This window comes from Oligella sp. HMSC09E12, from assembly GCF_001808505.1.
GTDB lineage: Bacteria > Pseudomonadota > Gammaproteobacteria > Burkholderiales > Burkholderiaceae_B > Oligella > Oligella urethralis.
This window is the reverse complement of record NZ_KV793520.1, coordinates 35,631-59,709: the sequence shown is the minus strand read 5'-3', so window position 1 is coordinate 59,709 and position 24,079 is coordinate 35,631. Positions and strand designations below refer to the sequence as shown.

26 protein-coding genes, 1 tRNA gene and 1 other RNA gene are annotated in these 24,079 nt (G+C 47.7%); 19 read left to right on the top strand and 9 right to left on the bottom strand.

Going from position 1 to position 24,079, the window contains the following annotated elements; genetic code table 11:
• Positions 1-203: 203 nt before the first annotated feature.
• A tRNA-Arg gene (locus HMPREF3179_RS01405) sits at positions 204-278 on the bottom strand.
• 342 nt (positions 279-620) lie between these two features.
• On the opposite strand from HMPREF3179_RS01405, the gene HMPREF3179_RS01400 reads away from it, so the two are divergent.
• From HMPREF3179_RS01400 to HMPREF3179_RS01370, 7 genes are all read left to right on the top strand, one after another.
• Complete coding sequence (locus tag HMPREF3179_RS01400) at positions 621-1,484, top strand: c-type cytochrome (protein WP_070469398.1); 864 nt, start codon at positions 621-623, stop codon at positions 1,482-1,484.
• A gap of 230 nt (positions 1,485-1,714) precedes the next feature.
• Positions 1,715-2,059: a hypothetical protein gene (locus tag HMPREF3179_RS01395; protein WP_246824328.1), complete on the top strand. Its 345-nt coding sequence runs from the start codon at positions 1,715-1,717 to the stop codon at positions 2,057-2,059.
• Between the two features lie 70 nt (positions 2,060-2,129).
• Complete coding sequence (locus tag HMPREF3179_RS01390; RefSeq protein WP_048766818.1) at positions 2,130-2,429, top strand: cell division protein ZapA; 300 nt, start codon at positions 2,130-2,132, stop codon at positions 2,427-2,429.
• 72 nt (positions 2,430-2,501) lie between these two features.
• Positions 2,502-2,685, top strand: a non-coding RNA gene (ssrS, locus tag HMPREF3179_RS01385) — 6S RNA.
• 69 nt (positions 2,686-2,754) lie between these two features.
• On the top strand, positions 2,755-3,366 hold the full coding sequence (locus HMPREF3179_RS01380; RefSeq protein ID WP_168160342.1) for a class I SAM-dependent methyltransferase: 612 nt from the start codon (positions 2,755-2,757) through the stop codon (positions 3,364-3,366).
• Positions 3,367-3,424: 58 nt separating this feature from the next.
• Positions 3,425-4,042, top strand: coding sequence for an SIMPL domain-containing protein (locus HMPREF3179_RS01375; RefSeq protein WP_246824326.1), 618 nt, complete (start codon positions 3,425-3,427; stop codon positions 4,040-4,042).
• A 140-nt stretch (positions 4,043-4,182) separates the two neighbouring features.
• Positions 4,183-4,908 carry an SIMPL domain-containing protein gene (locus HMPREF3179_RS01370; RefSeq protein WP_048766820.1) on the top strand — a complete coding sequence of 242 codons (726 nt, stop codon included), beginning with the start codon at positions 4,183-4,185 and terminating at the stop codon, positions 4,906-4,908.
• Here HMPREF3179_RS01370 and lgt read toward each other — a convergent pair.
• On the bottom strand, positions 4,877-5,665 hold the full coding sequence (gene lgt, locus HMPREF3179_RS01365; protein WP_070469408.1) for a prolipoprotein diacylglyceryl transferase: 789 nt from the start codon (positions 5,663-5,665) through the stop codon (positions 4,877-4,879). The genes HMPREF3179_RS01370 and lgt overlap by 32 nt on opposite strands.
• 70 nt (positions 5,666-5,735) lie before the next feature.
• The gene (locus tag HMPREF3179_RS01360; RefSeq protein ID WP_070469396.1) at positions 5,736-6,302 is read right to left on the bottom strand and encodes a cob(I)yrinic acid a,c-diamide adenosyltransferase; all 567 of its coding nucleotides are present in this window, start codon (positions 6,300-6,302) and stop codon (positions 5,736-5,738) included.
• Positions 6,303-6,406: 104 nt separating this feature from the next.
• On the opposite strand from HMPREF3179_RS01360, the gene HMPREF3179_RS01355 reads away from it, so the two are divergent.
• Positions 6,407-6,703: a copper-binding protein gene (locus tag HMPREF3179_RS01355; RefSeq protein WP_018026916.1), complete on the top strand. Its 297-nt coding sequence runs from the start codon at positions 6,407-6,409 to the stop codon at positions 6,701-6,703.
• A 71-nt stretch (positions 6,704-6,774) separates the two neighbouring features.
• Here the strand turns inward: HMPREF3179_RS01355 and hslU are convergent, their stop codons facing one another.
• From hslU to HMPREF3179_RS01330, 5 genes are all read right to left on the bottom strand, one after another.
• Positions 6,775-8,109, bottom strand: a complete 1,335-nt coding sequence (hslU, locus tag HMPREF3179_RS01350) for an ATP-dependent protease ATPase subunit HslU (protein WP_036558909.1) — start codon at positions 8,107-8,109, stop codon at positions 6,775-6,777.
• 32 nt (positions 8,110-8,141) lie between these two features.
• Positions 8,142-8,675, bottom strand: coding sequence for an ATP-dependent protease subunit HslV (hslV, locus tag HMPREF3179_RS01345; RefSeq protein WP_026156891.1), 534 nt, complete (start codon positions 8,673-8,675; stop codon positions 8,142-8,144).
• A gap of 163 nt (positions 8,676-8,838) precedes the next feature.
• Positions 8,839-9,294 carry an RNA polymerase-binding protein DksA gene (gene dksA, locus HMPREF3179_RS01340; protein WP_070469394.1) on the bottom strand — a complete coding sequence of 152 codons (456 nt, stop codon included), beginning with the start codon at positions 9,292-9,294 and terminating at the stop codon, positions 8,839-8,841.
• Positions 9,295-9,331: 37 nt separating this feature from the next.
• On the bottom strand, positions 9,332-10,387 hold the full coding sequence (locus tag HMPREF3179_RS01335) for a CobW family GTP-binding protein (protein ID WP_048766822.1): 1,056 nt from the start codon (positions 10,385-10,387) through the stop codon (positions 9,332-9,334).
• A 174-nt stretch (positions 10,388-10,561) separates the two neighbouring features.
• On the bottom strand, positions 10,562-11,032 hold the full coding sequence (locus HMPREF3179_RS01330) for a Fur family transcriptional regulator (protein WP_070469392.1): 471 nt from the start codon (positions 11,030-11,032) through the stop codon (positions 10,562-10,564).
• 130 nt (positions 11,033-11,162) lie between these two features.
• On the opposite strand from HMPREF3179_RS01330, the gene HMPREF3179_RS12185 reads away from it, so the two are divergent.
• The 6 genes from HMPREF3179_RS12185 (at position 11,163) to fmt (ending at position 15,937) form a co-directional block, all read left to right on the top strand.
• Positions 11,163-11,339: a hypothetical protein gene (locus HMPREF3179_RS12185; protein WP_168160341.1), complete on the top strand. Its 177-nt coding sequence runs from the start codon at positions 11,163-11,165 to the stop codon at positions 11,337-11,339.
• 75 nt (positions 11,340-11,414) lie between these two features.
• Positions 11,415-12,128, top strand: coding sequence for a metal ABC transporter ATP-binding protein (locus HMPREF3179_RS01325; protein ID WP_070469390.1), 714 nt, complete (start codon positions 11,415-11,417; stop codon positions 12,126-12,128).
• Positions 12,129-12,137: 9 nt separating this feature from the next.
• Complete coding sequence (locus HMPREF3179_RS01320) at positions 12,138-12,986, top strand: metal ABC transporter permease (RefSeq protein ID WP_018026908.1); 849 nt, start codon at positions 12,138-12,140, stop codon at positions 12,984-12,986.
• 39 nt (positions 12,987-13,025) lie between these two features.
• Positions 13,026-14,084: a metal ABC transporter solute-binding protein, Zn/Mn family gene (locus HMPREF3179_RS01315; RefSeq protein WP_070469388.1), complete on the top strand. Its 1,059-nt coding sequence runs from the start codon at positions 13,026-13,028 to the stop codon at positions 14,082-14,084.
• A gap of 224 nt (positions 14,085-14,308) precedes the next feature.
• A complete protein-coding gene (locus HMPREF3179_RS01310; RefSeq protein ID WP_246824324.1) occupies positions 14,309-14,983 on the top strand; it encodes a DUF484 family protein in 675 nt (224 codons plus the stop codon).
• 9 nt (positions 14,984-14,992) lie between these two features.
• On the top strand, positions 14,993-15,937 hold the full coding sequence (gene fmt, locus HMPREF3179_RS01305; protein WP_070469387.1) for a methionyl-tRNA formyltransferase: 945 nt from the start codon (positions 14,993-14,995) through the stop codon (positions 15,935-15,937).
• 85 nt (positions 15,938-16,022) lie between these two features.
• Here fmt and rimO read toward each other — a convergent pair whose 3' ends face one another.
• On the bottom strand, positions 16,023-17,351 hold the full coding sequence (gene rimO, locus HMPREF3179_RS01300; RefSeq protein ID WP_070469385.1) for a 30S ribosomal protein S12 methylthiotransferase RimO: 1,329 nt from the start codon (positions 17,349-17,351) through the stop codon (positions 16,023-16,025).
• Positions 17,352-17,387: 36 nt separating this feature from the next.
• Here rimO and rsmB point away from each other — a divergent pair, with 36 nt between their 5' ends.
• The 5 genes from rsmB (at position 17,388) to trkA (ending at position 24,073) form a co-directional block, all read left to right on the top strand.
• On the top strand, positions 17,388-18,809 hold the full coding sequence (gene rsmB / locus HMPREF3179_RS01295; protein WP_141743412.1) for a 16S rRNA (cytosine(967)-C(5))-methyltransferase RsmB: 1,422 nt from the start codon (positions 17,388-17,390) through the stop codon (positions 18,807-18,809).
• 27 nt (positions 18,810-18,836) lie between these two features.
• On the top strand, positions 18,837-19,472 hold the full coding sequence (locus HMPREF3179_RS01290) for a DUF4390 domain-containing protein (protein ID WP_070469383.1): 636 nt from the start codon (positions 18,837-18,839) through the stop codon (positions 19,470-19,472).
• 14 nt (positions 19,473-19,486) lie between these two features.
• Positions 19,487-21,793, top strand: a complete 2,307-nt coding sequence (locus HMPREF3179_RS01285; protein ID WP_168160344.1) for a sensor histidine kinase — start codon at positions 19,487-19,489, stop codon at positions 21,791-21,793.
• Between the two features lie 115 nt (positions 21,794-21,908).
• Positions 21,909-22,625, top strand: a complete 717-nt coding sequence (locus HMPREF3179_RS01280) for a response regulator (RefSeq protein ID WP_070469379.1) — start codon at positions 21,909-21,911, stop codon at positions 22,623-22,625.
• A 71-nt stretch (positions 22,626-22,696) separates the two neighbouring features.
• Positions 22,697-24,073: a Trk system potassium transporter TrkA gene (gene trkA / locus HMPREF3179_RS01275; protein ID WP_036558852.1), complete on the top strand. Its 1,377-nt coding sequence runs from the start codon at positions 22,697-22,699 to the stop codon at positions 24,071-24,073.
• Positions 24,074-24,079 lie beyond the last annotated feature (6 nt).

Here is a 24,079-nt window from a genome sequence, read left to right as displayed (position 1 = left end):
TCAAGAAGCATTATCCGGACATGGTGTAAGCAAAAAAAAGCCCCTATTCAAAAACCAGTTGGGGTGTATGCCTCCCAATATTTTATGAGATTTTATGATGCGGCATGGTGTGCTGTGAGAAAACCAACAGGGCGTATAGCCTTTGTTTTTGCTGGTTTTGAGCTAATTAAGCCTTGCTTAGAGTTGTCTAGAAATTGGGGGCTTGGCGTCGCCGACAGGAATCGAACCTGTATCGAGAGCTTCGGAAACTCTAATTCTATCCATTGAACTACGGCGACTTTGAAGACTTATTTTTAAGTCTGCCATTTTAGCCTATTTAGCTATCGAAGATTGCTAATTAAGCACATTTTCTCATTTCAAGTTTAAGGCTTAGCATTTAAAAGCGCTTGCTGTTGTTTCTTTGGCTACAAGTTATCGGATAAATTCAGCCCACTTAAGCAAGTATCGTAAAAAGAGGTATTAAACTCATACAAATCGCAAGGATATAGTTATAATAGCCTGTTAAGAGAGGAAAGGGAGAGGGACTGTCGCCTGCTTTGGCGGTTTACTTCCCAATCGCTGTCAGTTTTTTAGTGGATAAGTTTATCTCATAATTATTAAGTGATATCTAGGAAACGCATATGAGTTCTACCAATCATAAAGGGTCCAAAACACCCGGCGAAATGTTAAAAGTAGGCGCTTTAGTTTTTATTGTGCCGATCATCGTAATTATCTTTTTGATCAAAATGAATTTGGATAATGGCGGTACTGACAGAGCATCAATGGCGCCTGAGATGGTATTAAGTCGTATTGCGCCGGTTGCTCACTACAATACAGGAGCACCATTACCTGAAACTAAAGCTGCTGAGCCCTTAACTGGTGAGCAATTATATAGCAAACTCTGTATGACCTGTCATGACAGCGGTCTTTCCGGTGCTCCGATTAAGGGTGATGAAAGTGCGTGGGCTCCTCGTATTGCTCAGGGCGCGGATACGCTCTTTAAGCATTCTTTAGAGGGCTTTAATGCGATGCCTGCCAAGGGTGGCGATCTGTCTTTATCTGATGATGAGGTAAAAAACGCCGTGGTCTTTATGGTTAATGCTTCCGGTGGAAGTATTGCGTTTGATAGCGCCGCCGGAGCTGATGCAGCTGCAAGCGATGAAGCTGCCGCAACCGATACTACAACAAGTGATGAGGCTAGCAGCTCTGACGCTGCAACGAGCGATGCTAATGCATCTGCCGCCGAAGAAAGTGCTCCTGCTGCTACGACCGACTCGGCAGCTGAAGAGGCTACGCCAGCAACTGAAGAAGCCGCACCTGCTACAGAAGCTGCGCCAAGTGAGGCACCTGCTGCTGAAACTTCCGCCTCTGCTGAACAAACTGCTGCCCCACAGCCTAGCATTAAGGAAGTGCCTTTAAATGAGCAAGTGCCTGAGCAAGATAGTGCGGTCGGTACGGTTAGTCCAACTCAGGCTGAAGACCCTGCCAATCCTTTAAGTAATTGATTTATAATCAATCTTTATTGTTAGTTCTTGATTAAACATACTTCAAGCTCAAGCGTGTTATAACATTAGCTCTTGAGCTTGAATTTTTAGTAGGGTACTAGTCAGTGCCCTTGCCTTTGACCATCCATAGGCATAGGCAAAGCTCAAGACTTGTCATCGTTGCTTTCCACCTTGGCAGGCTTAAGTTAAACTTATAGGCGTAGTGTTTATTTATTTTTTAGACGTCCATTATGTTACAAGACCTAGATCAATTGGCAGCGCGCGTCGAGTTGTTAGTTCAGCTGAGTGAGCGCTTAGTGACAGACCGTGATGAGCTTAATCAGCAGTTAGATGAGCTTCGTACTCAATTATCAGATACTCGTGCAGCGCTTGAGTCCAAGACCAGTGAGCAGCAGCACTTAAGTGCTGAGCTGCATGAGCTTAAGCAGTCTGCCTTAAGTGATCAGCAGCAGTTGAACGATGAGAATCAGCAATTAAAGCAGCAACTCGCAGCAGTGCAGGCAGAATTAGGCTCCGTCACATCGGAGTTACAGCAGCAAAAAACCGCAGTCCGAGCAGTTAAGAGCAGGTGTTAGTCATGCGCGAGACCGGGTAGCTCATGTGTTAGCTAATCTTCCCGGTGGTGCGACTCAGGAGGGTGTGTAGATGGAGCACTTAGAAGTTACGATTTTAGATAAAGAGCTGACCTTAGCGTGCGAAGCTAGCGAAAAGGACAAGCTGTTAGCCGCAGTCAAGCAGGCGAACGATTTAATGACGATGATCAAGCAAAGCAGCAAGATGACCAATGAGCGGGTTGCTTATATGGCGTGTATCCAGTTAGCCTCGCAACTATTGTCTGCCGAGTCGACCGAGGGGCCGTTTCAGGGGGTTGCGTACGGCGACTATAAAGCCAAGGTGGATCATATTAATGCCTTACTGGATGAGGGTATTAATCGTCTCAAGTAAGCGCAATTTATCGTTTTGACGTAGCGGCTGACAATGCTATAATAAATCCAACAAAGCTTCATTGCTTTAACAGTTTTCCTGCGGTATTCGTGACCTTGGTTATACATCTCTTACCGATGCTTATGGCTAGGGTAGTTAGCTCAGGTGCAGGAGTGAATCTCTCTCGTCAGAGAATCCCGGCGCATCATACGAGCCGACCGCCAACTTGAACTTTTTGGGTTCGAGATGCCGACCTTGACGGTACCGCGGGTTACCCATCTTGTATAAAGTGCCCAACACTGCCTCCACGGTGTTGGGTATTTTTCAATCTATCACGGTCTATGCTATGAGCAATCTATTGGATAATATCTGGCACCAGCGCTTTAGTGATGATGAGTATTTCTATGGCACCACGCCAAATGACTTTTTAGTCGAGGCCAGCTCTTATTTGACTGAACATTCTGAGGTGCTCTCACTAGGCGAGGGTGAGGGACGTAACGCCGTTTTCTTGGCTGAGCAGGGTCACCGTCTGACGGCGTTAGATATCGCTTTGTCCGGCTTGCAAAAGGCCTCAAAGCTGGCGCAGGCACGAGGGGTGGCGCTTAAAACCGTACACGCCGATCTGAGCCAATATCAATTTAGCGCAAATGCTTGGGATGCGGTGATTAATATCTTTTGTCATATGCACCAGTCTGAGCGTGCTCAATTTCATCAGCAAATACAGGATAGCTTAAAGCCTGGCGGTCTGTTAATTTTTGAGTGCTATAGCACCAAGCAACCGCAGTATCAGACAGGTGGCCCGAGTCATGTGGATTTGTTGTATAGCGCAGAGGAGTTAGCACGCGATTTTGCGGCGATGGATATTCTGCATTTGGCTGAGCTAGAGCGTGAGGTGCATGAGGGGCAGGGGCATACAGGCTTATCTTCCGTGGTGCAGTTGATTGCACGCAAAAAGTAGGCATCGAACTATTTTGCCTTAGTTCACTCTAAGCAGTATTCATATCAAGGAGTGAACGATGAGATATTTTAAAGCACTTGTTTTTATTCCCTTACTCTTGAGCACCTCAATGGCGTTTGCCGCAGAGCAGAGGGAGCCTGAGTCGTATGTGCGGGTGGGGGCAGAGGCTTTTCGAGAAGTGGCTGAGGATCGCGCTAATGTTATCCTGACTAAGGAAATTGATGGCGCTGATGAGCGTCAATTATTACGTGATGTGAATCTGGCCATGCGCAGGGTGGCAGAACGTGCCAAGGAGTATCCCGAACTGAGCTTAGAGACTGGGGATTACTCGGTTCGTAAACACACTCAGTATAAAAAAGATACTAATCAAATTGAGAAAATTACCTATACGGCAGTGGGTAAAATGATAGCGCGCTCAAAGAATTTTGATGAGTTGTTAAAATTTGTCGAGGCCTCTCATGAGGATATGTTGGTGGATGATATTCGCTTTGATGTATCAAGCGAGTTGCGCCAGACCATTGAAAAAGAAATCCTCGAAGAGGCGATCGCATCGTTTAGAGGCAAGGCTGAAACCGTAGCCAAAGGCTTAGGTTATGAAGGTTTTGAAGGCGTAATATTGATGGTAATGCCTCCGCCGCTACTGCGCCGATTAGAAGACCCCCGTTGCGACCCATGATGGCACGTGCCATGACGGCAGAGCGTGTGGAGGAGGGCTATGCTGAAGCACCACCCTTAGAGGCCGGTAAGCAAATGGTGCGGGTGTCAGTGTCAGGTCAAATCGTTTTAAAATAATTTCATTTAGCCTAGGAGAAATTCATGAAGTTATCTCATTTAGTGATTCTATTGTCTACGCTTTTGGCGGCGCAGCCAAGTTTGGCTCAAAGTGCCAGTGTGACTGCGGATGAGCGGACCGTGCTCAGTTTGGCGGCTGACTCGTCCAAGGAAGTGGTGCAGGATCGGGTGGTATTGACCCTAAGCAAAGAAGCGCGTGGCGATGATCCTAAGGTCTTGTCAGATGCGGTCAATAAAGCCATTAATCAGGTAATGGCAAGCGGTAAAGATAATCAAAAGTTGGAGCTTAAAAACGGTACCTATAATCTTTGGCCGCAGCAGGATTATGATGACAACGCTAAGCGCACTGGCAAGGTGACCTATGTGGTCAATGGCGAAGTGATTGTGAGCTCTCAGGATCTGGTGGAAGCGACACGTTTTGTGGAGCAGGTGAGTGAGCACATGACGCTATCCAATATCGTATTTGAAATGAGTACGGAGCTGCGTCAGAGCGTGGAAAGTGAGATTCGTGCTGCCGCCATTCAAGCGTTCCAAGCCAAAGCACGAGCAGTGACTAGAGAGTTCGGTTTTGATAATTACGAGATTAAGCAGGTACGTGTAGATGATTCGAGTATGGTCCAATCACCTAGACCGCGCTTAGGTGTAGCGAAAGCTGCCATGGTGCAGAGTGAGGACTACAGTGGTCCGACACTCAGCGCAGGCAAGGAGCGAGTATCGGTTACTGTGAGCGGGGAGATTGCCTTATACTGATGGCAAAAAGAATAATTCCGGCTAATATCATCGGCAAGGAGAGCCATTGACCCATACTGAGGTTGAAGCTTAATAAGCCCAAATGGCTATCCGGCTCGCGACCAAATTCAGCGATAAAGCGGAATACGCCGTAGCCGATTAAAAAGACTGCGCTTACACATCCCGTGGGGCGCGGTTTTTTTGAGTAAAACCATAAAATCACAAACAGCAATATCCCCTCTAAGGCCATTTGATAAAGCTGTGAGGGGTGGCGTGGCACATTATCTACCATTGGGAAAATCATGCCCCAATTACCATTGGTCGGGCGTCCCCAGAGCTCGCCATTCATAAAATTGCCCCAACGACCGAAGGCTAAACCAAGCGGGATTAAGGGTGCGACAAAATCTCCCAGTTGAAAGAAGGTCTTGCCCTCTTTGTGCGCAAAATAAAGCATTGCTACCAAAACACCGATTAAGCCACCATGAAAGGCCATGCCACCGTCCCACACCGCAAAGATTTCCAAGGGGTGGCGTAGATAGTAGCTGAACTGATAAAACAGCACATAGCCTAGGCGACCTCCGACAACCACCCCGATGATGCCGTAAAAGAGTAAGTCCTCAAAGCGCTTTTGCGTAATATCAAAATAGCCTTGTTTAATCCGTTGCCGTCCTAAAAACCACGCAATCGCAAAAGCCAGTAAATACATTAGCCCATACCAATGCACTTGCAGCGGACCGAGGGAGAGGGCGATGAGATTAAATTGCGGGTGTTGAATGATCATGTGTTGTAGTAACAAATGTGTGAATGGTTGAATTTAAGCGAGCTAAGCTAAGCATAAGTTTAACGCATTAGCGCTCATTTTTTTGCCAGAAAATATCTTGGTACTCGTTCAGACGATTTAGTTCACGCGCTAACACAAAGAAATAGTCGGATAAGCGATTAAGTAATTGCAGGGATAAATCGCTCATTGGCTCCTCACGATTAAGGAGGACTAAGGAGCGTTCAGCACGACGACTGACGCTGCGGCATATATGTGCTTGTGCTGCTTGGTGGCAGCCGCCAGGCAGTATAAACTCACGCAACGGTGGTAATTGCTGCAGCATGGTGTCAATGGACGCTTCTAGTGTCGTGACGATGGTTGGACTTAAGGCATTGAATCCGGGAACCGCCAGCTCACTACCAAGGTCAAATAAAGCATGCTGAATTGATGACAATAAGCGCAGATGGGCTGGTACTTCGCGCTGCTTCATACCTTGTAGTGCTGTGATTAATAAACCGATATGGCTGTTTAGTTCATCAATATCACCCATGGCGCCAATGCGCGGGTGACTTTTACATAAGCGTTGGCCATCAGCCAAGCTGGTGCTACCCTGGTCACCACTTTTGGTGACGATGGTACTGAGGCGATCTGTCATAGTCCTTGAGTAAATTGTTAAAGGGTGTAATTTTGAAAATAAATCTATTATAGCCAAGCGTAGCAAGAGTTAAACTGTCAGTACGATTTAATGGAGTGATAATTATGAAGATGAAAAAGATATTCGCAGGTCTTTTGGTCGGCTTAGGTGTGTTGGGGGCGGCTACCATGAGTAGTGCGCAGGATGAGGCCTCTGCTCGCGGTGAGGTGCGCCGCCTAGACACGTCCAAGGGTACAGTGACCATTAAGCATGGTGCGATTACAGATTTGAATTTACCCGCCATGACCTTAGTCTATGAGGTGTCGCCAGCGCTTTTACAAGGCATTGAGCCGGGTGATCAGGTGCGCTTTAAGGTGCGTCACCAAGATAATAAATATGAAGTGATTGAGCTTAAGAAGTAGCTAGTAAGCAAAAGAATCCGCCATCAAGCATTGTTTGCCGTGGCGGATTTTGTTGGCTTGAGCGCAGTCAGTTAAAGCACGTAGCGTGCTAAATCTTGGTCGGCTGCGGTCTGATCGAGTTTTTCATTAACATAAGCCGTGTCGATTGTAACCACAGTGCCGGCTTGTGCAGCCGTGGCGCTAAAGGATAAATCCTCTAGCAGTTTTTCCATCACCGTATAAAGACGACGAGCGCCGATATTTTCAGTGGTTTCATTCACATCAAAGGCAATTTCAGCAATACGTCGAATACCATCCTCAGTGAAGTCCAGCTCCACCCCCTCTGTGATGAGCAGCGCTTTATATTGCTTGGTGAGGGAGGCATCGGTAGCGGATAGAATCTCTACAAAATCATCCGTACTGAGGGATTCTAGCTCCACCCGAATTGGGAAGCGACCCTGTAGCTCTGGGATGAGATCCGATGGGCGTGATAGATGGAACGCACCAGAGGCGACAAAGAGTATGTGGTCGGTTTTAACAATACCGTATTTGGTATTTACCGTGGTGCCTTCTACCAGCGGCAACAGATCCCGCTGTACACCTTGACGTGATACATCAGCTCCTTGACTCTCTTGGCGTGCGGCAATCTTATCAATCTCGTCTAAAAACACAATACCGTTTTGTTCAGCGTTTAGAATGGCGGCATTACGAATTTCTTCTTCATTTACACGTTTCGCCGCTTCCTCTTCGACTAAGAGTTTAAAGGCGTTACGTACCGTCATTTTCTTAGGCTTGGTATTATCACGTTGCAGACCAGCAAACATGGTGCGCAACTGCTCCGTCATTTCTTCCATGCCCGGAGGGCCCATGATATCGAGCGCTTGAACCGTGTTGGCAACACTGATTTCAATTTCCATATCGTCAATTTGCCCTTCACGTAAGCGCTTACGGAAGTTTTGACGAGCGGCACCCTCTTGGCGGATAGGCTGGTTTTGCGCATCGTAGGAGGGCGGGATAATAGCATCTAAAATACGCTCTTCAGCCGCTTCTTCTGCTTGTGTACGCACCCGTTGAAGCTCCTGCTCGCGGGTTTGCTTCACAGACATATCCACTAAGTCACGGATAATGGTCTCCACGTCGCGACCTACATAACCGACCTCGGTAAATTTTGTTGCTTCTACCTTAATAAAAGGTGCATTGGCAAGTTTTGCCAAGCGACGGGCGATTTCTGTTTTACCCACGCCGGTTGGGCCAATCATTAAAATATTTTTAGGGGCAATTTCATGGCGTAAAGGCTCGGGTACTTGTTGACGGCGCCAGCGATTTCTTAAGGCTACTGCAACGGAGCGTTTAGCTTTAGTTTGACCCACAATATTTTTGTCTAATTCCGACACAATTTCTTGGGGCGTCATGATACTTTCGTTGATTTTATATGTCATTCTAGCAATTCGATTTAAGATTAAAGAGTTTCAATCACGTGATTTTGATTGGTATAAATACATAGGTCGCCAGCGATTTCTAGCGATTTTTTAACAATCTCGGCAGGGGCTAGATCGGTGTTATGTAATAGTGCCAGACCAGCCGATTGGGCATACGCACCACCGGAGCCAATGGCGGCAAGACTGTGTTCTGGTTCCAATACATCGCCATTACCTGTTAAGACGAGCGTGTGCTCCTTATCCGCAACGATCAGCATCGCCTCCAGACGGCGTAGCATACGATCGGTGCGCCAGTCGCGAGTAAGCTCGACCGCAGCACGCATTAAGTGACCGGAATGCTTAATGAGTTTGGCTTCAAAGCGCTCAATCAGGGTAAAAGCATCCGCTGTGGCACCAGCAAAGCCTGCGAGCACCGTGTCATTATGCAATTTGCGGATTTTGCGGGCCGAGCCCTTCATCACAATATTGCCGAGGGTGACTTGACCGTCACCACCAATAGCGACTTCATTGCCGCGGCGGACACAGATAATTGTTGTAGCGTGAAATTGTTCCATAATGTCTTTTTGATTTTTCATAAAGGGTCATGGCTAGATGGAGTGCTTTGTTGATTTTTCAAGAGCGAATGCCAAAATAAAAAAGCCCGTATCACACGAATGATACGGGCAGCTTGAGCTCGGTTGCTGTGAATAGGGCGCAACTTAATTAAGTGTGCAGCAATTAATCACCGAATTGCTTTTGACGCTTTTCACGACGCTCTTGGGCCTCTAAAGATAAATTAGCGGTCGGACGCGCCAGTAAACGAGGGATACCGATAGGCTCACCGGTTTCTTCGCACCAACCGTAATCACCCTCATCAATTGAAGCAAGCGATTGCTGTACCTTTTTGAGGAGCTTACGCTCACGATCCCGTGTGCGCAGTTCCAGCGCATGCTCTTCCTCAATGGTAGCGCGGTCGGCAGGATCCGGTACGTACTGCGTCTCACGTAGATTATCCGTGGTTTGGTTAGCATTATCGAGAATTTCTTTTTCTAAAGCTTTTAAGCGATGTTTGAAAAAGGCCAGTTGCAGATCATTCATATAATCCTCTTCAGGCATCGCTAATAACTGCTCCTCTGTTAAGGTAGCGGCTAACTCTTCTAATTTTTCAGGTGTTTGCTTACTTGCTTTGGCCATTACGCTATTCTCCCAGCTAATAGTCAATCATACATCATTACTTAGTCAAACAATTCTTGAGGCCAGCTAGAAATACATCCTTAGGAAGATTCTTGCCGATAAAAACCAATTTATTATATGGCTTTTCTTTGCCCCAAGCTTTGCCAGGCTCGGTGCCCAATAACATATGTACGCCTTGGAGTAACATACGCTGACGGACACCTTTGAAAAATAAAATGCCTTTATAGCGGTACATGTCAGGACCGTAAAACTGTACCAACCCCCCAAGAAAATCATCCAGTTTATAGGGGTCAAAGGGTTGTTCGGAGCTAAAGACAAAGGCACCGATATCATCTTGATGATGGTGATGATGGTCATGCTCGCAATGCTCATCGCATTCATGATCATGGTGGTGATGGTGAGCCTCATCTTCTGCTTTGAGGAAGTCGGGGTCAATGTCTAGCGCCGAGTCTAGGTTAAAACCCTTCATATCCAGTAATTCATTTAAATCAGTCTCACCGAAATGCACCGCCGTGATATTGACACGCGGGTTCATTTTAATCAGACGCTGACGTAAGCGCTCATACTCATCCTCAGTCACCAGGTCTTTTTTAGAGATTAAAATGCGATCGGCAAAACCGACTTGTGCTTGGGCCTCGTTCTGACGATCAAGAATATCCATCCCGTGCTTGGCGTCAACAATCGTAATGACTCCGTCTAAACGGTAGTATTCGGCCACCACGTCATCCATAAAAAATGTCTGACAAACAGGACCAGGATTAGCCATGCCGGTGGTTTCAATGATCACGCGGTCAAACTGTAGCTCGCCCCTTTCTCGTTTATGGCGTAAATCTGTCAGCGTGCGCAATAAATCGCCGCGAACGGTGCAACAAATGCAGCCGTTATTGAGCTCAATAATCTGCTCATCGCTTTCCTGCACTAAGAGCTCATTATCAATGCTTTCGGGGCCGAACTCATTTTCAATCACGGCAATACGTTGACCGTGAAACTCACTTAATATGCGTTTAAGTAATGTGGTTTTGCCGGCGCCTAAAAACCCGGTAAGAATGGTCACGGGCAGCATTTGCTCAGCTTGCTTTTCAGTAACAGCCATACAATTCTTCTAATTAAATCAAAAATTAATAGAAGATTACAGCACAGCTTTAGAGATATAGCAAATAAAATAGGCTGAATGGGGATAAAAATACTTAAGCAATTGTAATAATCTTGCCATAAGTGTGTGTCCCGGCGCTAGGCTAGGCCTCATGGGTGGGCAGCGGCTGGGAGTTTAAGCGCTTTGCTGGCTACACTTTTTGCAAATGGCACGAATCTCAGTTTGGGCGCTTTTTTGCACAAAACCGGTTTGCGTAATTAAGGCTTGTAATTTGTGGCTAACATCCGGTACATCCACTTCGGATACTAAGCCACAATCAGTACAGACGATCAGTAAGTTATGATCATGTCCGTGCAACTCAATGTCATTACAGGCTGTCCAGCCGTTAAGCGCATCTAAACGATGAATAAAGCCCTCGGCTTCAAGAAACTCCAAGGCACGGTAAACCGTAGCAGGCTTGGCGCTAGGGAAGTCCTTGACCATCAGATCAAGAATCTCATAGGCCTTCATACAACGCTCATCACTGACGATCAGCGCTAATACCTGCTTACGAATCGCTGTTAAGCGCTTACCCCGAGATTGGCAAATGGTCTCTGCTTGATGAAGAAAGTCGTCAAGAGGTAAAACAGCTTTAGTCTGAATCATTGCCTTGTGCCTATCCAAAATCGAAGATGAATGGATTGATAAATAGTCGTTCTAGTTATAATATAACAAATCAAACAAAATCTATGTATAATACATTATATTATAACAGTCCAACTCCTTAGATGTTGATATGAACAGTTCTGACAGCGTTTTTACCAGCCAGCAAGTCCATGATATCGGTTGTCGTTGCCGCTCATGCTTGACCATGTCAGCATTAAAGCGGACCTCAGCTGTGTTCTTGGTGTTACTTTTGCTTTGGATCGTGGTATTTGTAGCGATGGGTTGGGATTTGACCCGTCTGTTTTAGTCTTTATGCCGCCGAGATCTTGCGGCATGTATTTTCTTGTGATTCTGAGTTATTGTTTTAAGCTTATAGGGTTTTATGAGCAGTGATGTCTTGCGCCTGAATAATGTCACTTTAGCATGGGGTAATCAGACCATTCTAAAGGAGATTAGTGGCGGCTTTAAAAGAGGCTCGTTTACTGCTATTGTAGGACCTAATGGTGCAGGCAAATCCACCTTAATTAAGGCCCTGACCGGTCAGCTAGCACCTAAGTCGGGTGAGATTCTGTTGGCACCAGAATTCAAACGTAATATCGCACTGTTGCCGCAACAAAGCGAGTTGGATCGTGATTTTCCCATGACCACCTTTGACTTAGTCAGCATGGGCGTATGGCGTCATTTAGGCCCCTTTCGATCCTTATCTTCGGCGCAACGTCAGCAGATTATGCAGGCTTTAGTCCAAGTCGGCTTGGTAGAGCAGGCGCAGGATTTGATTGGTAGTTTATCCGGTGGGCAGTTGCAACGAGCCTTGTTTGCCCGATTATTAGTGCGTGATGCGCAATTGATTATTTTAGATGAGCCCTTTGCTGCGGTTGATGAAGAAACGCAAGAGGGGCTCATTCCTATTTTGCAGCAATGGCATCGTGACGGTCGCACCTTATTGATTGTTTTGCACGATGAGGAATTGGTGCAGCGCATTGTCCCGGAAACCTTAGTGATCGGGCGTGGTGTTGTGGCTTGGGGGCCGACCGCAGAGACCTTTACCACGGCTAATATGCGTACCGCACAACGTCGATGTCGTGCGATAGGATAGGGGGCGACGATGTATGAGTTATTAGTACAGCCCTTTGTTGAATTTGCCTTTATGCGGCGCGCCTTGTTTGGGGCCATCTTTTTATCCATGATTGCCGCACCACTAGGAATTTTTCTGATTTTGAGACGCTTAAGTCTGGTTAGTGATGCAATGACGCATGCTATTTTGCCGGGCGTTGCTTTGGGCTTTTTCTGGGCCGGTAATTCGATGCTAGCGATGTTGCTGGGGGGCTTGATCACTGGATTTGTGGTGGCCTTAATGGCGGGTTTTATTTCCCGTCATACCAGTCTAAAAGAGGATGCCAGTTTTGCTGCCTTTTATTTAATTTCCTTGGGGCTTGGCGTTTTTCTGATTTCCGTGCGCGGCACGAATGTGGATCTGATGCATGTGCTTTTTGGTTCGATTTTGTCCATCAGTGATGAGTCTTTATTCACCACGATGTGCGTCAGTAGCGTCTCGATTTTGATTTTGGCCTTGATCTATAGACCCTTAGTGTTGGATTGTTTTGATCCCGTGTTTTTAAGGGTGGAGTTGGGTAGACGCTCGTGGGTGTTTAGTGTTTTTATTGTGCTGCTGGTAGTGAATCTGGTTGCAGGATTTCAGATTTTGGGTACTTTGATGGTGGTGGGCGTCGTGATTTTACCTGCTATCACAGCCCGCTTTTTGGGTCGAACGCTCGGCTTCCAGCTGATTATAGCGCCGCTTGTCGGGGTGTTTTGTCAGTATGTCGGTTTAGTGATTTCCTATGCTTATGATTTGCCAACATCAGCCATCATCATTTTAATTAATGGCATTGTGACGGTATTGGCCATGCTATTCGGTCCTTATGGTAGTGTGCGCAAGCGTTATCAAGCCTAAGTTTTTTCAAAACAGCCATTATAAACACATGGAGATGATATGAAGTTATCGCGTATTTTAACAGTGCTAGCGGCCGCCTCCGTTGCCAGCTTTGGTCACTGGTCTGTGGCTCAGGCTGAGCAGCTCAAGGTAGTCAGTAGTTTTAGTATTATTGGTGATTTAGTAAAAAATGTGGGTGGTGAACACGTTGTGGTTAGCAATTTAGCTGGTCATGATGTTGATTTGCATCATTTTGAGCCTAAGCCAAGTGATGTCAAAAAATTAACGCCTGCAGAGGGCGCAAAGTTGCTATTTATTAATGGTCTTGAGCTGGAGCCTTGGGCTGAGCGCTTAAAGCAATCGTCAGGCTTTAAGGGTGAGACTGTGGTGGTGAGTGAGGGGATTAAGCCACTTAAGTTCGATGATATTCATCACGATCATGACCACGATCACGAACACGAACATGATCATAAGCACGTTCACGAACACGAACATGATCATAAGCACGATCATGAACACGATCACGATCATGCGCATGAAGACGACCATCATCATGAGCACGAGCACGATCATCACGAGCATGATGGGCATAACCATGGCGAATGGGATCCGCACGCATGGCAAAATCCTCAAAATGCCGTGATTTACGTAGATAATATTCTGAACGCATTGAAAAAAGCTGATCCAGCGAATGCCACTAGCTACGAGGCCAATGCTGAGCAATACCTGGCTCAAATCAAGCAGCTTGATGCCGAGATTAAAAAAGCCTTTGCTGCCTTAACTAAGGAACAACGTCGCTTTGGCACGAATCATGAGGCCTTTGCTTATTTTGCTGAAGCTTATGACTTGACGCAAATCCCTGTTACCGGTGTTAGTGGGGGTGAGCCATCTGCGGCACAAGTGGCAGCCGTTTCTAAACGCCTTAAGCAGGAAGGGGTTAGGGCTGTGTTTTTTGAAAACACCACCAATAATCGCTTAATCGAGCAAGTGGCACATGATGCGGGTGTGAAGGTCGGTGGCACCTTGGTGGCCGATGCCTTAGAAAAAGAGGGTGAGGGTGCTAGCTATCTTGGCATGATTAAGAAAAATGCCGATACCTTATTAGACGCCTTAAAGTAGTTTTTAAAGACTGATGTCGTTGATCCGGCGGTTCTTCTGTTGAGGGGCCGTCGGTTTTTTTTTGATTCCATTACTAGGCTCAACTTTGGACGGGTGACACAACCGCATTTTCTAATTTCTTAGTTTAAATTTAGAGCGCTGACTTTAAGTATTCCTTTTGTCTTGGTAGTATGATGCTTGAGGCTAATTTAGTTTCACGAATTGTTAGCGCATAGTGAATTTCAATGTTTAGAGGTTTAGAGATGACGGACAAGACCGCATTTACAGCACAAGAAGTGGCTGATTTTTTACAACAAAATCCTAGTTTTTTTAAAGATCATGCGGATGTTTTTTTGTCAATGACGATCGATGATGAGACGGGTGGCGGCACCTTGTCATTGGCGCAACGCCAGCTTGCGGATTTGCGCAGTAAATTAAAAAAGCAGGATTTTCATTTAAAAGAATTGTCGTTATACGCCATGGAAAATCAGGACATTAGCCAGTCGCTGTTGCAATGGTGTGTGTATATGTTGGCTGAAAATGATGCCACCTATTTACCTCAACTCTGTATTGATAGTTTAGAGCATTGCTTCCCCGGTTTAAAGGTAGCCATTAAGCTATGGCCTTGCCCGGAGCAGATTCAGTCACAATTTGATGGCGCATCACAGGAGTTGATAGCCTATGTGCAGCAAATGGAGCAGCCCTATTGTGGTCGTAGTTATCCTGAGGAGATGAATGCTTGGTTTGAGCGTACGCCAGCCTCTGTGGCGATTTTGCCTTTAGATGACGAACGTTCTGATATCGGTGTGCTGGTGTTTGCCTCAGATGATCCAGAGCATTTTCAAGAGGGTATGGGCATTAGCTTTTTATTAATTATTTCAGCCTTGGCCGGATCAGCCTTAAGTCGCACAATGCGCTAGGAAGAGTCGATGAAAGTAGTATTTGCCGGTACCCCGGAGTTTGCACGCTTAGCTTATGCGGCAATAGCTGATGCAGGTTTTGATGTTCCTCTCGTGATGACGCAGCCGGATCGGCGTGCGGGGCGAGGGATGAAGTTAAGTCCCAGTGCGGTGAAGCAGGAGGCCTTGGTGCGTGGCGCAGAGCTGATACAGCCGCTGAGCCTGCGTTTAGATGGTAAGCACCCTGAAGAGGCGGTGGCAGCCAAGGAGGCATTGCAAGCGGTGCAACCAGATGTGATCGTGGTGGCTGCTTATGGCTTGATTCTGCCACAGTGGACCTTGGATTTAGCACCTTATGGTTGCTTAAATATTCATGCTAGTTTATTGCCGCGTTGGCGTGGTGCCGCACCGATTCAGCGCGCTATCGAAGCGGGTGATGAGTATAGTGGCATCGGGATTATGCAAATGGAAGCCGGTTTGGATACGGGGCCCGTGCTATTAGAAAAGCAGCTTAAGATTGGGCGTATGAATGCGGCTCAATTGCATGATGCCTTAGCAAGCCTAGGTGCTGAGGCCATCGTGGAGGTGTTAACTAAATTAGCTGCCGAGGGCGATGCGGCCTTTGAGCCTAGCGTGCAGGCGAAAGAGGGCGTGACCTATGCTGCTAAGCTGACAAAGGAAGAGGCCTTATTAGACTGGGCTGAGTCGGCGATGGTGTTGGAGCGCCGGATTCGTGCCTTTACACCGGTGCCGGGTGCGCGTGTTAATTTAGCGGGTTTTGATGAGCCGGTGAAGGTATGGTCGGCTGAGCTGCTTGAGACAGCACATGAGCTTGCGCCGGGTACGATTTTGGCGCGCTCAGCAGAGGGGGTGGATGTGGCGTGTGGTCAAGGTGCGCTCCGCTTAACTGAGCTGCAACGAGCAGGCGGTCGACGCCAGACGGCTGAGCAATTTATTCAGGGCTGGCGCAATTAATAGGTTATGGCAGGGTCGAGCGGGCGGTTTAAGCGTCCGCCCCTTTGCTTCACCTGCCAAAACTGCTACTCAAGGCGTGGTTTGTTTAGGCTTCCTCAACGGTATCAGCAAATAAATCATAGGCATCGGCATCGGTCACGACGCACTTGACGATATCGCCGGGTGCCAGCTCATAGGGACTATCCACATACAACACGCCGTCAATTTCCGGCGCATCTGCTGCGGAACGACCGATGGCAATACCATGCTCATTTAATTCATCAATGAGCACCTCGATGGTGGTACCGATTTTCTTTTGTAATTTGGCGGCAGAAATGGCTTGTTGATGGGCCATAAAGCGCTCCCAGCGCTCTTGCTTCACCTCCTCGGGTACCGGATCGGCGAGTTCATTTGCTGGTGCACCCTCAACCGCTGAATACTTAAAGCAGCCCACACGATCGAGTTGGGCTTCAGTTAGCCAGTCAAGTAAATACTGGAAGTCCTCCTCGGTCTCACCAGGGAAGCCCACAATAAAGGTGGAGCGAATGGTGATATCCGGGCATTGCTCACGCCACTGATGAATACGGGCGAGGGTGCGATCCTCAAAGGCCGGTCGTTTCATGGCACGGAGGATTTTGGGGCTGGCATGCTGAAACGGAATATCTAAGTAGGGCAGGATCTTGCCCTCAGCCATCAATGGAATCACATCATCCACATTAGGGTAGGGGTAAACATAGTGTAAGCGCACCCACAGGCCTAACTCACTTAAGGCCTCGCACAGCGCTGTCATTTGAGTTTTGATGGGTCGCCCCTGCCAGAAATCGGTGCGATACTTGACATCCACACCATAGGCACTGGTGTCCTGAGAAATCACTAAAATCTCTTTGACACCAGCATTAGCCAAGCGTTTGGCCTCATCCATCACATCGCCGATGGGGCGGCTGACCAAGCGGCCACGCATGGAGGGGATAATACAGAAGGCACAGGAGTGATTACAGCCCTCGGAGATTTTGAGATAGGCATAGTGACGCGGTGTTAGACGAATGCCTTGAGGTGGCACTAAATCCACAAAGGGGTCATGCTCAATCATCGGTGGCGCTGCTTCATGTACCGCGCGCACCACTTCTTCATATTGTTGAGGGCCGGTAACCGATAGGACGCTCGGATGGACTTGGCGAATCGTATCTTCCTCCACCCCCATGCAACCGGTTACAATCACTCGGCCATTTTCTGCCAAGGCCTCACCAATCGCGTCCAAGGACTCTGCTTTGGCACTGTCGATAAAGCCGCAAGTATTGACCACGACCACATCAGCGCCCTCATAGGTGGGCGAGATTTCATAACCCTCTAAGCGTAATTGCGTCAGAATACGCTCAGAATCTACCAAGGCTTTAGGACAGCCTAAGCTGACAAAGCCGACTTTTGGAGAGTTCATAATTAATGCTAATTTATTGAATAAAGAATTGAATTTTTGACTGATGAAGCTGATTTTAGCATTTTACAGAGTAAACTAGAGGCTGAATTTCTCACACCCTTAACTATGTCACAAATCCCTTTATCCGAGCTGCTTGCTGAAACTGCCACAGTCATCCATCAGGTGATGCAAGGTCAGTCCCTGTCCCGTTTATTACCTGCGGTGGATGAGCATCATCGAGCCGGTGTGCAGGCACTTAGTTTTTTTGCGTTAAGGCACTGGCATCGTGGCCTAGCCCTAAGTGAGCAGTTGCTAAGTAAAAAAGCGCCGAACCCCTTGTTTAAATCCTTGTTAGCGCTTTCACTGACACTCTTAAGTGCTGAGGATTTTGCTGAGTTGGCGCAGGATGAGCCCCAGGCGAGCGACTATCCGGTATATGAGGCCTTTACCTTGGTGAATCAGGCGGTCAAAGCCGCTACGCTGCATCGTAAAACCGCCCCTTTTAAGGGTCTGCTAAATGCCTGCCTAAGACGTTATCAACGCGAATCGGCGAGTTTAGTAGCGCAGGTGATGCAGCAGGTGGAGGTGCGTTATAACTTTCCTGCTTGGTGGATTGATGCCCTAGCTAAAGCCTATCCTCAGGACTATGCGGCGCTTTTACAGGCAGCCAATCAGCCAGCTGCTTTATGCCTCAGGGTTAATCGGCGTCAAGTGAGCTTAGCGCAATTTCAAGCGAAGTTGGCAGCGGCAGGTATACGCACTGAGCAGCTAGATGAGGATGCGCTGATGCTGGAGCAAGCAATCCCTGTGCCGCAAATACCCGGCTATGCCGAAGGCCATTTTTCAGTACAGGACTTGGCGGCCCAGCAGGCCATTAAAATGTTGCCATTAAAAGATGGGATGCGGGTGCTAGATGCCTGTGCAGCGCCTGGCGGTAAAACCGCACATATGCTTGAGCATTATGATCTGGATATGAGTATCTTGGATGTGGATGCGCGACGTTTGGCACAAGTGCATGAGAATTTGGCGCGCTTAAAATTGCTCAAAGCCGATCATGCGGATAATCCGCACTATCAAATTCGTACCGTAGCAGCTGATGCGGCGGCTCTCGATCGTTGGTATGACGGCAAGCCCTTTGATGTGATTATGGCGGATGTGCCTTGCACGGCGGCTGGCATTGTGCGACGTCATCCGGATATCAAGTGGCTACGTCGTCCTGAGGATGTTCACAAAACCGCCGCATTGCAGCGAGGTATTGTGTCGGCCCTCTGGAGTACGCTTAAAGCGGGCGGACATTTACTGTATATTACCTGCTCCATTTTTCCTGAAGAGGGTGAGTTGCAAGCTACTTATTTAGCAAAGCATTTGCCGGGGGCGCAGCGATTGCCAGCCTTGGGGCAGCTATTGGCATTGCCTGACGAACATGGCATAGTAAAGCATGACGGTTTCTTTTATGCGCTTTTTAGGAAGTCTGACTAAAGACTGGCGCTAGCAGTGATTTTCCGGATGATGAAGCAAGCTAAGCAATTATTCTTTAAGCTGAGGTGGCGGCTGCTACTGCTACTATGTATTGCGGTGGCGGCTTGCTCGCAAACGACGCAGCCCACAGAGGAGGATGAGGCCGGGGCGAGTAGCTCAGGCGCGACGGTTGAGGCGATTGAGGTACTGGCTTATGAGATAGGACAAGACGGCCCGCAGTTGCGGTTGAAAGCCGATTTAGCGCTACAGCCAGACCCAGAGTTGGTGAATGCTGCCTTACGTGGTGTGCCGCTAAACTTTGTCTATGAGATTGAGATTAGCGAGCCTTATTGGTATTTTTTTAAGAAAAAAGTCGCTTATCAATCGCAAGCGTGGTTAATTAACTATCAACCCTTGCTAAGGCAGTGGAGTGTTAAAGACAATCAGCGTACGTATCAGGAAATCTCACTCGAAGATTCGCTAGAGCATATTAGTAGCAACAAGACCTGGACTCTGAGCTTGGATGCGCCTTTAGCACGGGATAAGGTTTATACGGCCAGGTTGCGACTGCACCTAGATACGACCCAATTACCTGGTGCTTTTCAGTTTAATTTATTTAATTTCCGCAGTGTTTGGTCACTTTCATCAGAATGGCAAAGCTTACTATTTCAACCATCCATCTAAAAATCCAGCGCTTAATCAGTTGGCTTTTGAAACTAGGCTTGGTGTTGGGCGTGTTAAGCCTGATTACCTTGTTGTTTATGCTGTTTCGAGCGACGGATAATGTGTCGGGATTGACGCGACAATTCGATTTATTGTTGATGTTAAACGGTGTGTTGACGCTGATTATGGTGTTGTGGGTCAGCATCTTAATGGTACGTTTGATTCGACAAATTCGCAGAAAGCAGTTTGGTGCCCGTTTAACCAGTCGTTTTGCCTTTGTTTTTGCCTTAATGGCGGTGGTGCCGGGGGTGTTGATTTACATTATTTCCGTGCAATTTATGGCAAAGTCAGTGGAATCGTGGTTTAACGTAAAAGTGGATAGTGCTTTAGACTCCGGTTTATCCTTGGGTCGCGCCACGATGAATGGCTATGTGCAGGATTTAGCGACCCGTGCTCGGCTAATGTCTTTGGAACTAAGTGGTTTAAATGACTCTGATATGGCGTTGAGCCTCGCTCGTCAGCGTGAGGCTAATCCAGTGATCACTGATGCCCTCGTGTTTTCTGGTGCATCGGGTAATCGTGTGATTGCTTTTGCTGGTTCCGGATTTGGTAGTTTGTTGCCGGAGCTACCTTCGGCTGCCTTGATGAATCAGCTGCGTCTATCAAATAGCTATGCCCAAGCGGAGCTGATGCCGAATTCCGATCCAGAACAGCCGCTGTATCGTATTCGGGTCATTGTGCCAGTCGTTGCCAAGCAATTGCGGTATGACAGTTTAAACTTTAGTGCCACGCCTGCAGAGGGGTATTGGCTACAAATCACCCGTGCCATTCCGGATAATGTCACCTTTAATATGAATGAGGTGCAGCAGGGGATACGTGATTACGAGGAGTTGTCTTTATCGCGCAGCAGTTTACGGCGTTTATTTACCATTACCTTAACCTTAGCTTTGGTGATGACGGTATTAGCTTCGTTAGCTGCCGCATTAAGCTTGGCTAGACGTGTGGTGCGACCCTTATTAACACTAGCAGAGGGGACGCAAGCCGTGGCGGCGGGTGACTATAGACCTTTACCCGAGCCTAAATTACGTGATGAGATTTCTCAGTTGACCCGCTCCTTTAATGTGATGACCTATCAACTGGATGAAGCGCGTCGTCAGGTGGAGTCGAATCGTCAGCAATTGGAAAAGTCCAATGTGTATTTAGAAAATGTGATGGCCAGTCTCAGTACTGGCGTGATTGTTTTTGATACACGTTTTAATGTGAGCACGGTTAACCGAGGCGCTGGTGATATTTTACGTACGGAGCTACGCGCTGCGCAGGGGCGCCCTTTGGAGTTTATTAAGGGCTTAAATGAATTTACCAAAGCCATTCGCAACGCCTTTGCTAAGCACGCAGCGGTCGAGTCGGAGCGTGACTATTGGCAAGAGCAGATTGAATTAAACTTTGATGAGGTCAATACCTCCACTGAGAGTTTGGATCAGCATCGCATCACCACCTTATTAATGCGTGGTACACGTTTGATGGTAGATAATCATTTCACGGGTTATTTGGTGGTGTTTGATGATATTTCTGAAGTGATGTCGGCTAGTCGCACCGTGGCTTGGGGCGAAGTGGCACGGCGTTTGGCACATGAGATCAAGAATCCGCTCACCCCGATTCAGCTCTCAGCTGAACGCTTAGCGATGAAGTTAGAGGATAAGCTGGATGAAAAAGATGCGGCCATGTTGCTTCGCTCAACCAATACCATTATCAATCAAGTCACCTCATTGAAAAACATGGTCAATGACTTCCGTGATTATGCGCGGACGCCACCAGCCGTGTTTACTGCGGTCGATATTAATGCGCTGATTTTAGATGTGGCCGTACTCTATGGGTGGGATCCGGAGCAAAAGCACAAAGAAGAGCCTTTGTCGCGCCAACTCGCGCTGTGTCTGGATGATCAGCTGCCCTTGGTTGAGGCCGATCAAAGCCAATTACGACAAGTTCTGAATAATTTACTCGCCAATGCCCGTGATGCGATGGAAGGCTTGGAGCTAGTAGGGGATGAGCCCGGTATTAAAATCAGCACGAAGTACTTGGCGTCGGAGCAGCTGAGTAAGCAAAAGCAAGATATGGTGCGTATTATAATTGAAGATAGGGGTACAGGCTTTCCTGAGCATGTGTTACAAAATGTCTTTGAGCCCTATGTCACCACGAAAAAAACTGGTAGCGGTCTGGGTTTGGCGATTGTGCGTAAAATCATTGAGGAGCATCATGGCAAGATCGAGATAGCGAATGCTAAAAGTGGTGGCGCTCGTATATCAATTTTGTTGACTCGACTCGCTCCGCTAGGAAAAAAGTAACAAAGCGTTGTTATAATTAGATTAATCACATTTTTACAACAATCTAGGACCTATCGATAAGTCGTCACATGCTTGTGCACTTGATTGGTTCAGAAAAAAGTTGAGGTATTTTTATATGGCCAAAATTCTGGTGGTCGACGATGAAATTGGTATTCGCGAGCTACTGTCTGAGATCCTGTATGATGAGGGTCACACGGTAGAGCTAGCGGAAAATGCATCCGAAGCTCGCGCTGCGCGTTTGCGTTATCGCCCAGATTTGGTGTTATTAGATATCTGGATGCCGGATACGGATGGGGTGAGCTTACTCAAGGAGTGGGGCGCTCAGGGCTTACTCGATATGCCGGTGGTGATGATGAGTGGTCATGCCACGATTGATACGGCGGTAGAAGCCACGCGTATTGGTGCAGTGGACTTTTTAGAAAAGCCTATCACCATGCAAAAGCTGCTTAAGACGGTACAGTCCTGCTTGTCGCGCCCGGTGATCCGCAAAGAAGCGCCGGCAGCGCCGGCAGCCACGACGACCGAGGCGCCACAGGCCGATAGTGGTAGCCCGGCTACACCGTCGACTGCAGCAGCGCCGGCGGTGGCAGCAGTGGCGATAGCTCCCGACGATCATATTAGTTCAGGTATGTTGGGACGCATTTCTTTAGATTTGCCATTGCGCGAAGCACGAGATGAGTTTGAGCGTGCTTATTTTGAGTATCATTTGGTACAGGAAAATGGTAGTATGACCCGCATTTCCGAAAGTACGGGTCTGGAGCGTACCCATTTGTATCGTAAATTGCGTCAGTTGGGGATCGATACATCACGTAAGCGCAATAGCGGTAACTAGTCCTGTCTGTCCTGCGATAGCGGTTCTGTTATCGCCCTGTTATCGCATGACGAGCTGATTAGAGCCTAATTATGAAAATTCTTATTGTGGGTGTGGGCCGTGTCGGTTGCAGCTTGGCGCAAAATTTGGTCAGTGGCAAAGACGACGTTACCGTGGTGGATATTAACCGTGAGCGCCTGAGCGAGCTGCAGGAGCGCTTTGATTTACGCACGGTTTATGGTGATGCCAGTTCACCGCAAGTGCTAGAGGAGGCTGGTGCACATGACGCTGACCTACTGGTAGCCTGCTCAGCTTCTGATGCGGTTAACTTGATGGCGTGTTATTTGGGACGCGAGGTGTTTAATATACCGCGCCGAATTGCTCGCATCCGCACTCATTACTATCATACGCATCTTGAATTTGCCAAAGAAAAGTTCGGTGTGGATCACATCATTAACCCCGAACGAAGTATCACCGACTATCTCTTTCACTTAGTCGAGTTTCCCGAGGTCTTGGAAATTGTCGACTTTGCGCATGGCTTAGTGTCATTATTAACCTTAAAAGTTGGTGGTAAAAGCCAATTTCTTAAGTTGCAGGTTAATGAAAACCACTTAAATTTGCCGGACTCCAATGGTCGTATTCTAGAAGTTATCCGGCAGGAAAAGACATTGCCATTGGAGCGTACCTTCAGTTTGGAGCGTCATGACGAGGTAGTCTTGGCGGTGGATACGGCGGAGGCGCGTAAAGCCATTAAGCAATTACATAAGCGGATGCATCGGGTCCGAAATATTATGATTGCCGGTGGTGGTAATATTGGCGAGCGCTTGGCCCGCCTCTTGGCTAATGACGATTATAATGTGCGCATCATTGAGATGAATGAAGAGCGTTGTCATGAGCTAGCGCGTAGCTTGCCAGAAAATGTGATCGTGCTGCATGGCAACAGCACCGATGAGACCTTGTTATTAGATGAGCATGTGATGGATATGGATGCTTTTTTGGCAGTGACTAATGCCGATGAGGATAATATCATGGCCTCCTTATTAGCCAAGCGTCTCGGTGCTGAAAAGGTGCTCACCTTAATTTCCCGTCAATCGTACGGTGAATTGATTCGCGGTAGTGCGATTGATATTGCCGTATCACCCATTTGGACCACGATTAGTGCCTTAATGCGTGATTTAAAGCAGGGGTCGGTTGAGCGCGGACACCGCTTACGCCAAGGGCGCTCTGAGGCGGTGGAGTTTAAGGTCTTGGGCGACTCGTCGAATTCTAAACTGGTGGGCCGCACCGTGGGCGAAATTCGTTGGCCTAAAAACGCTGTCGTAGCGGCTATTGTGCGAGAGGGTCGAGTGATTATCCCAGTGCCTACCACAACCATCAATCACGAGGATCATGTGATTATGTATGCAAGCGATCCGCGCACCATGGAACAAGTCAATAAGCTCTTCCAAGTCTCGGCGCTAGTGCTGTAAGCACAC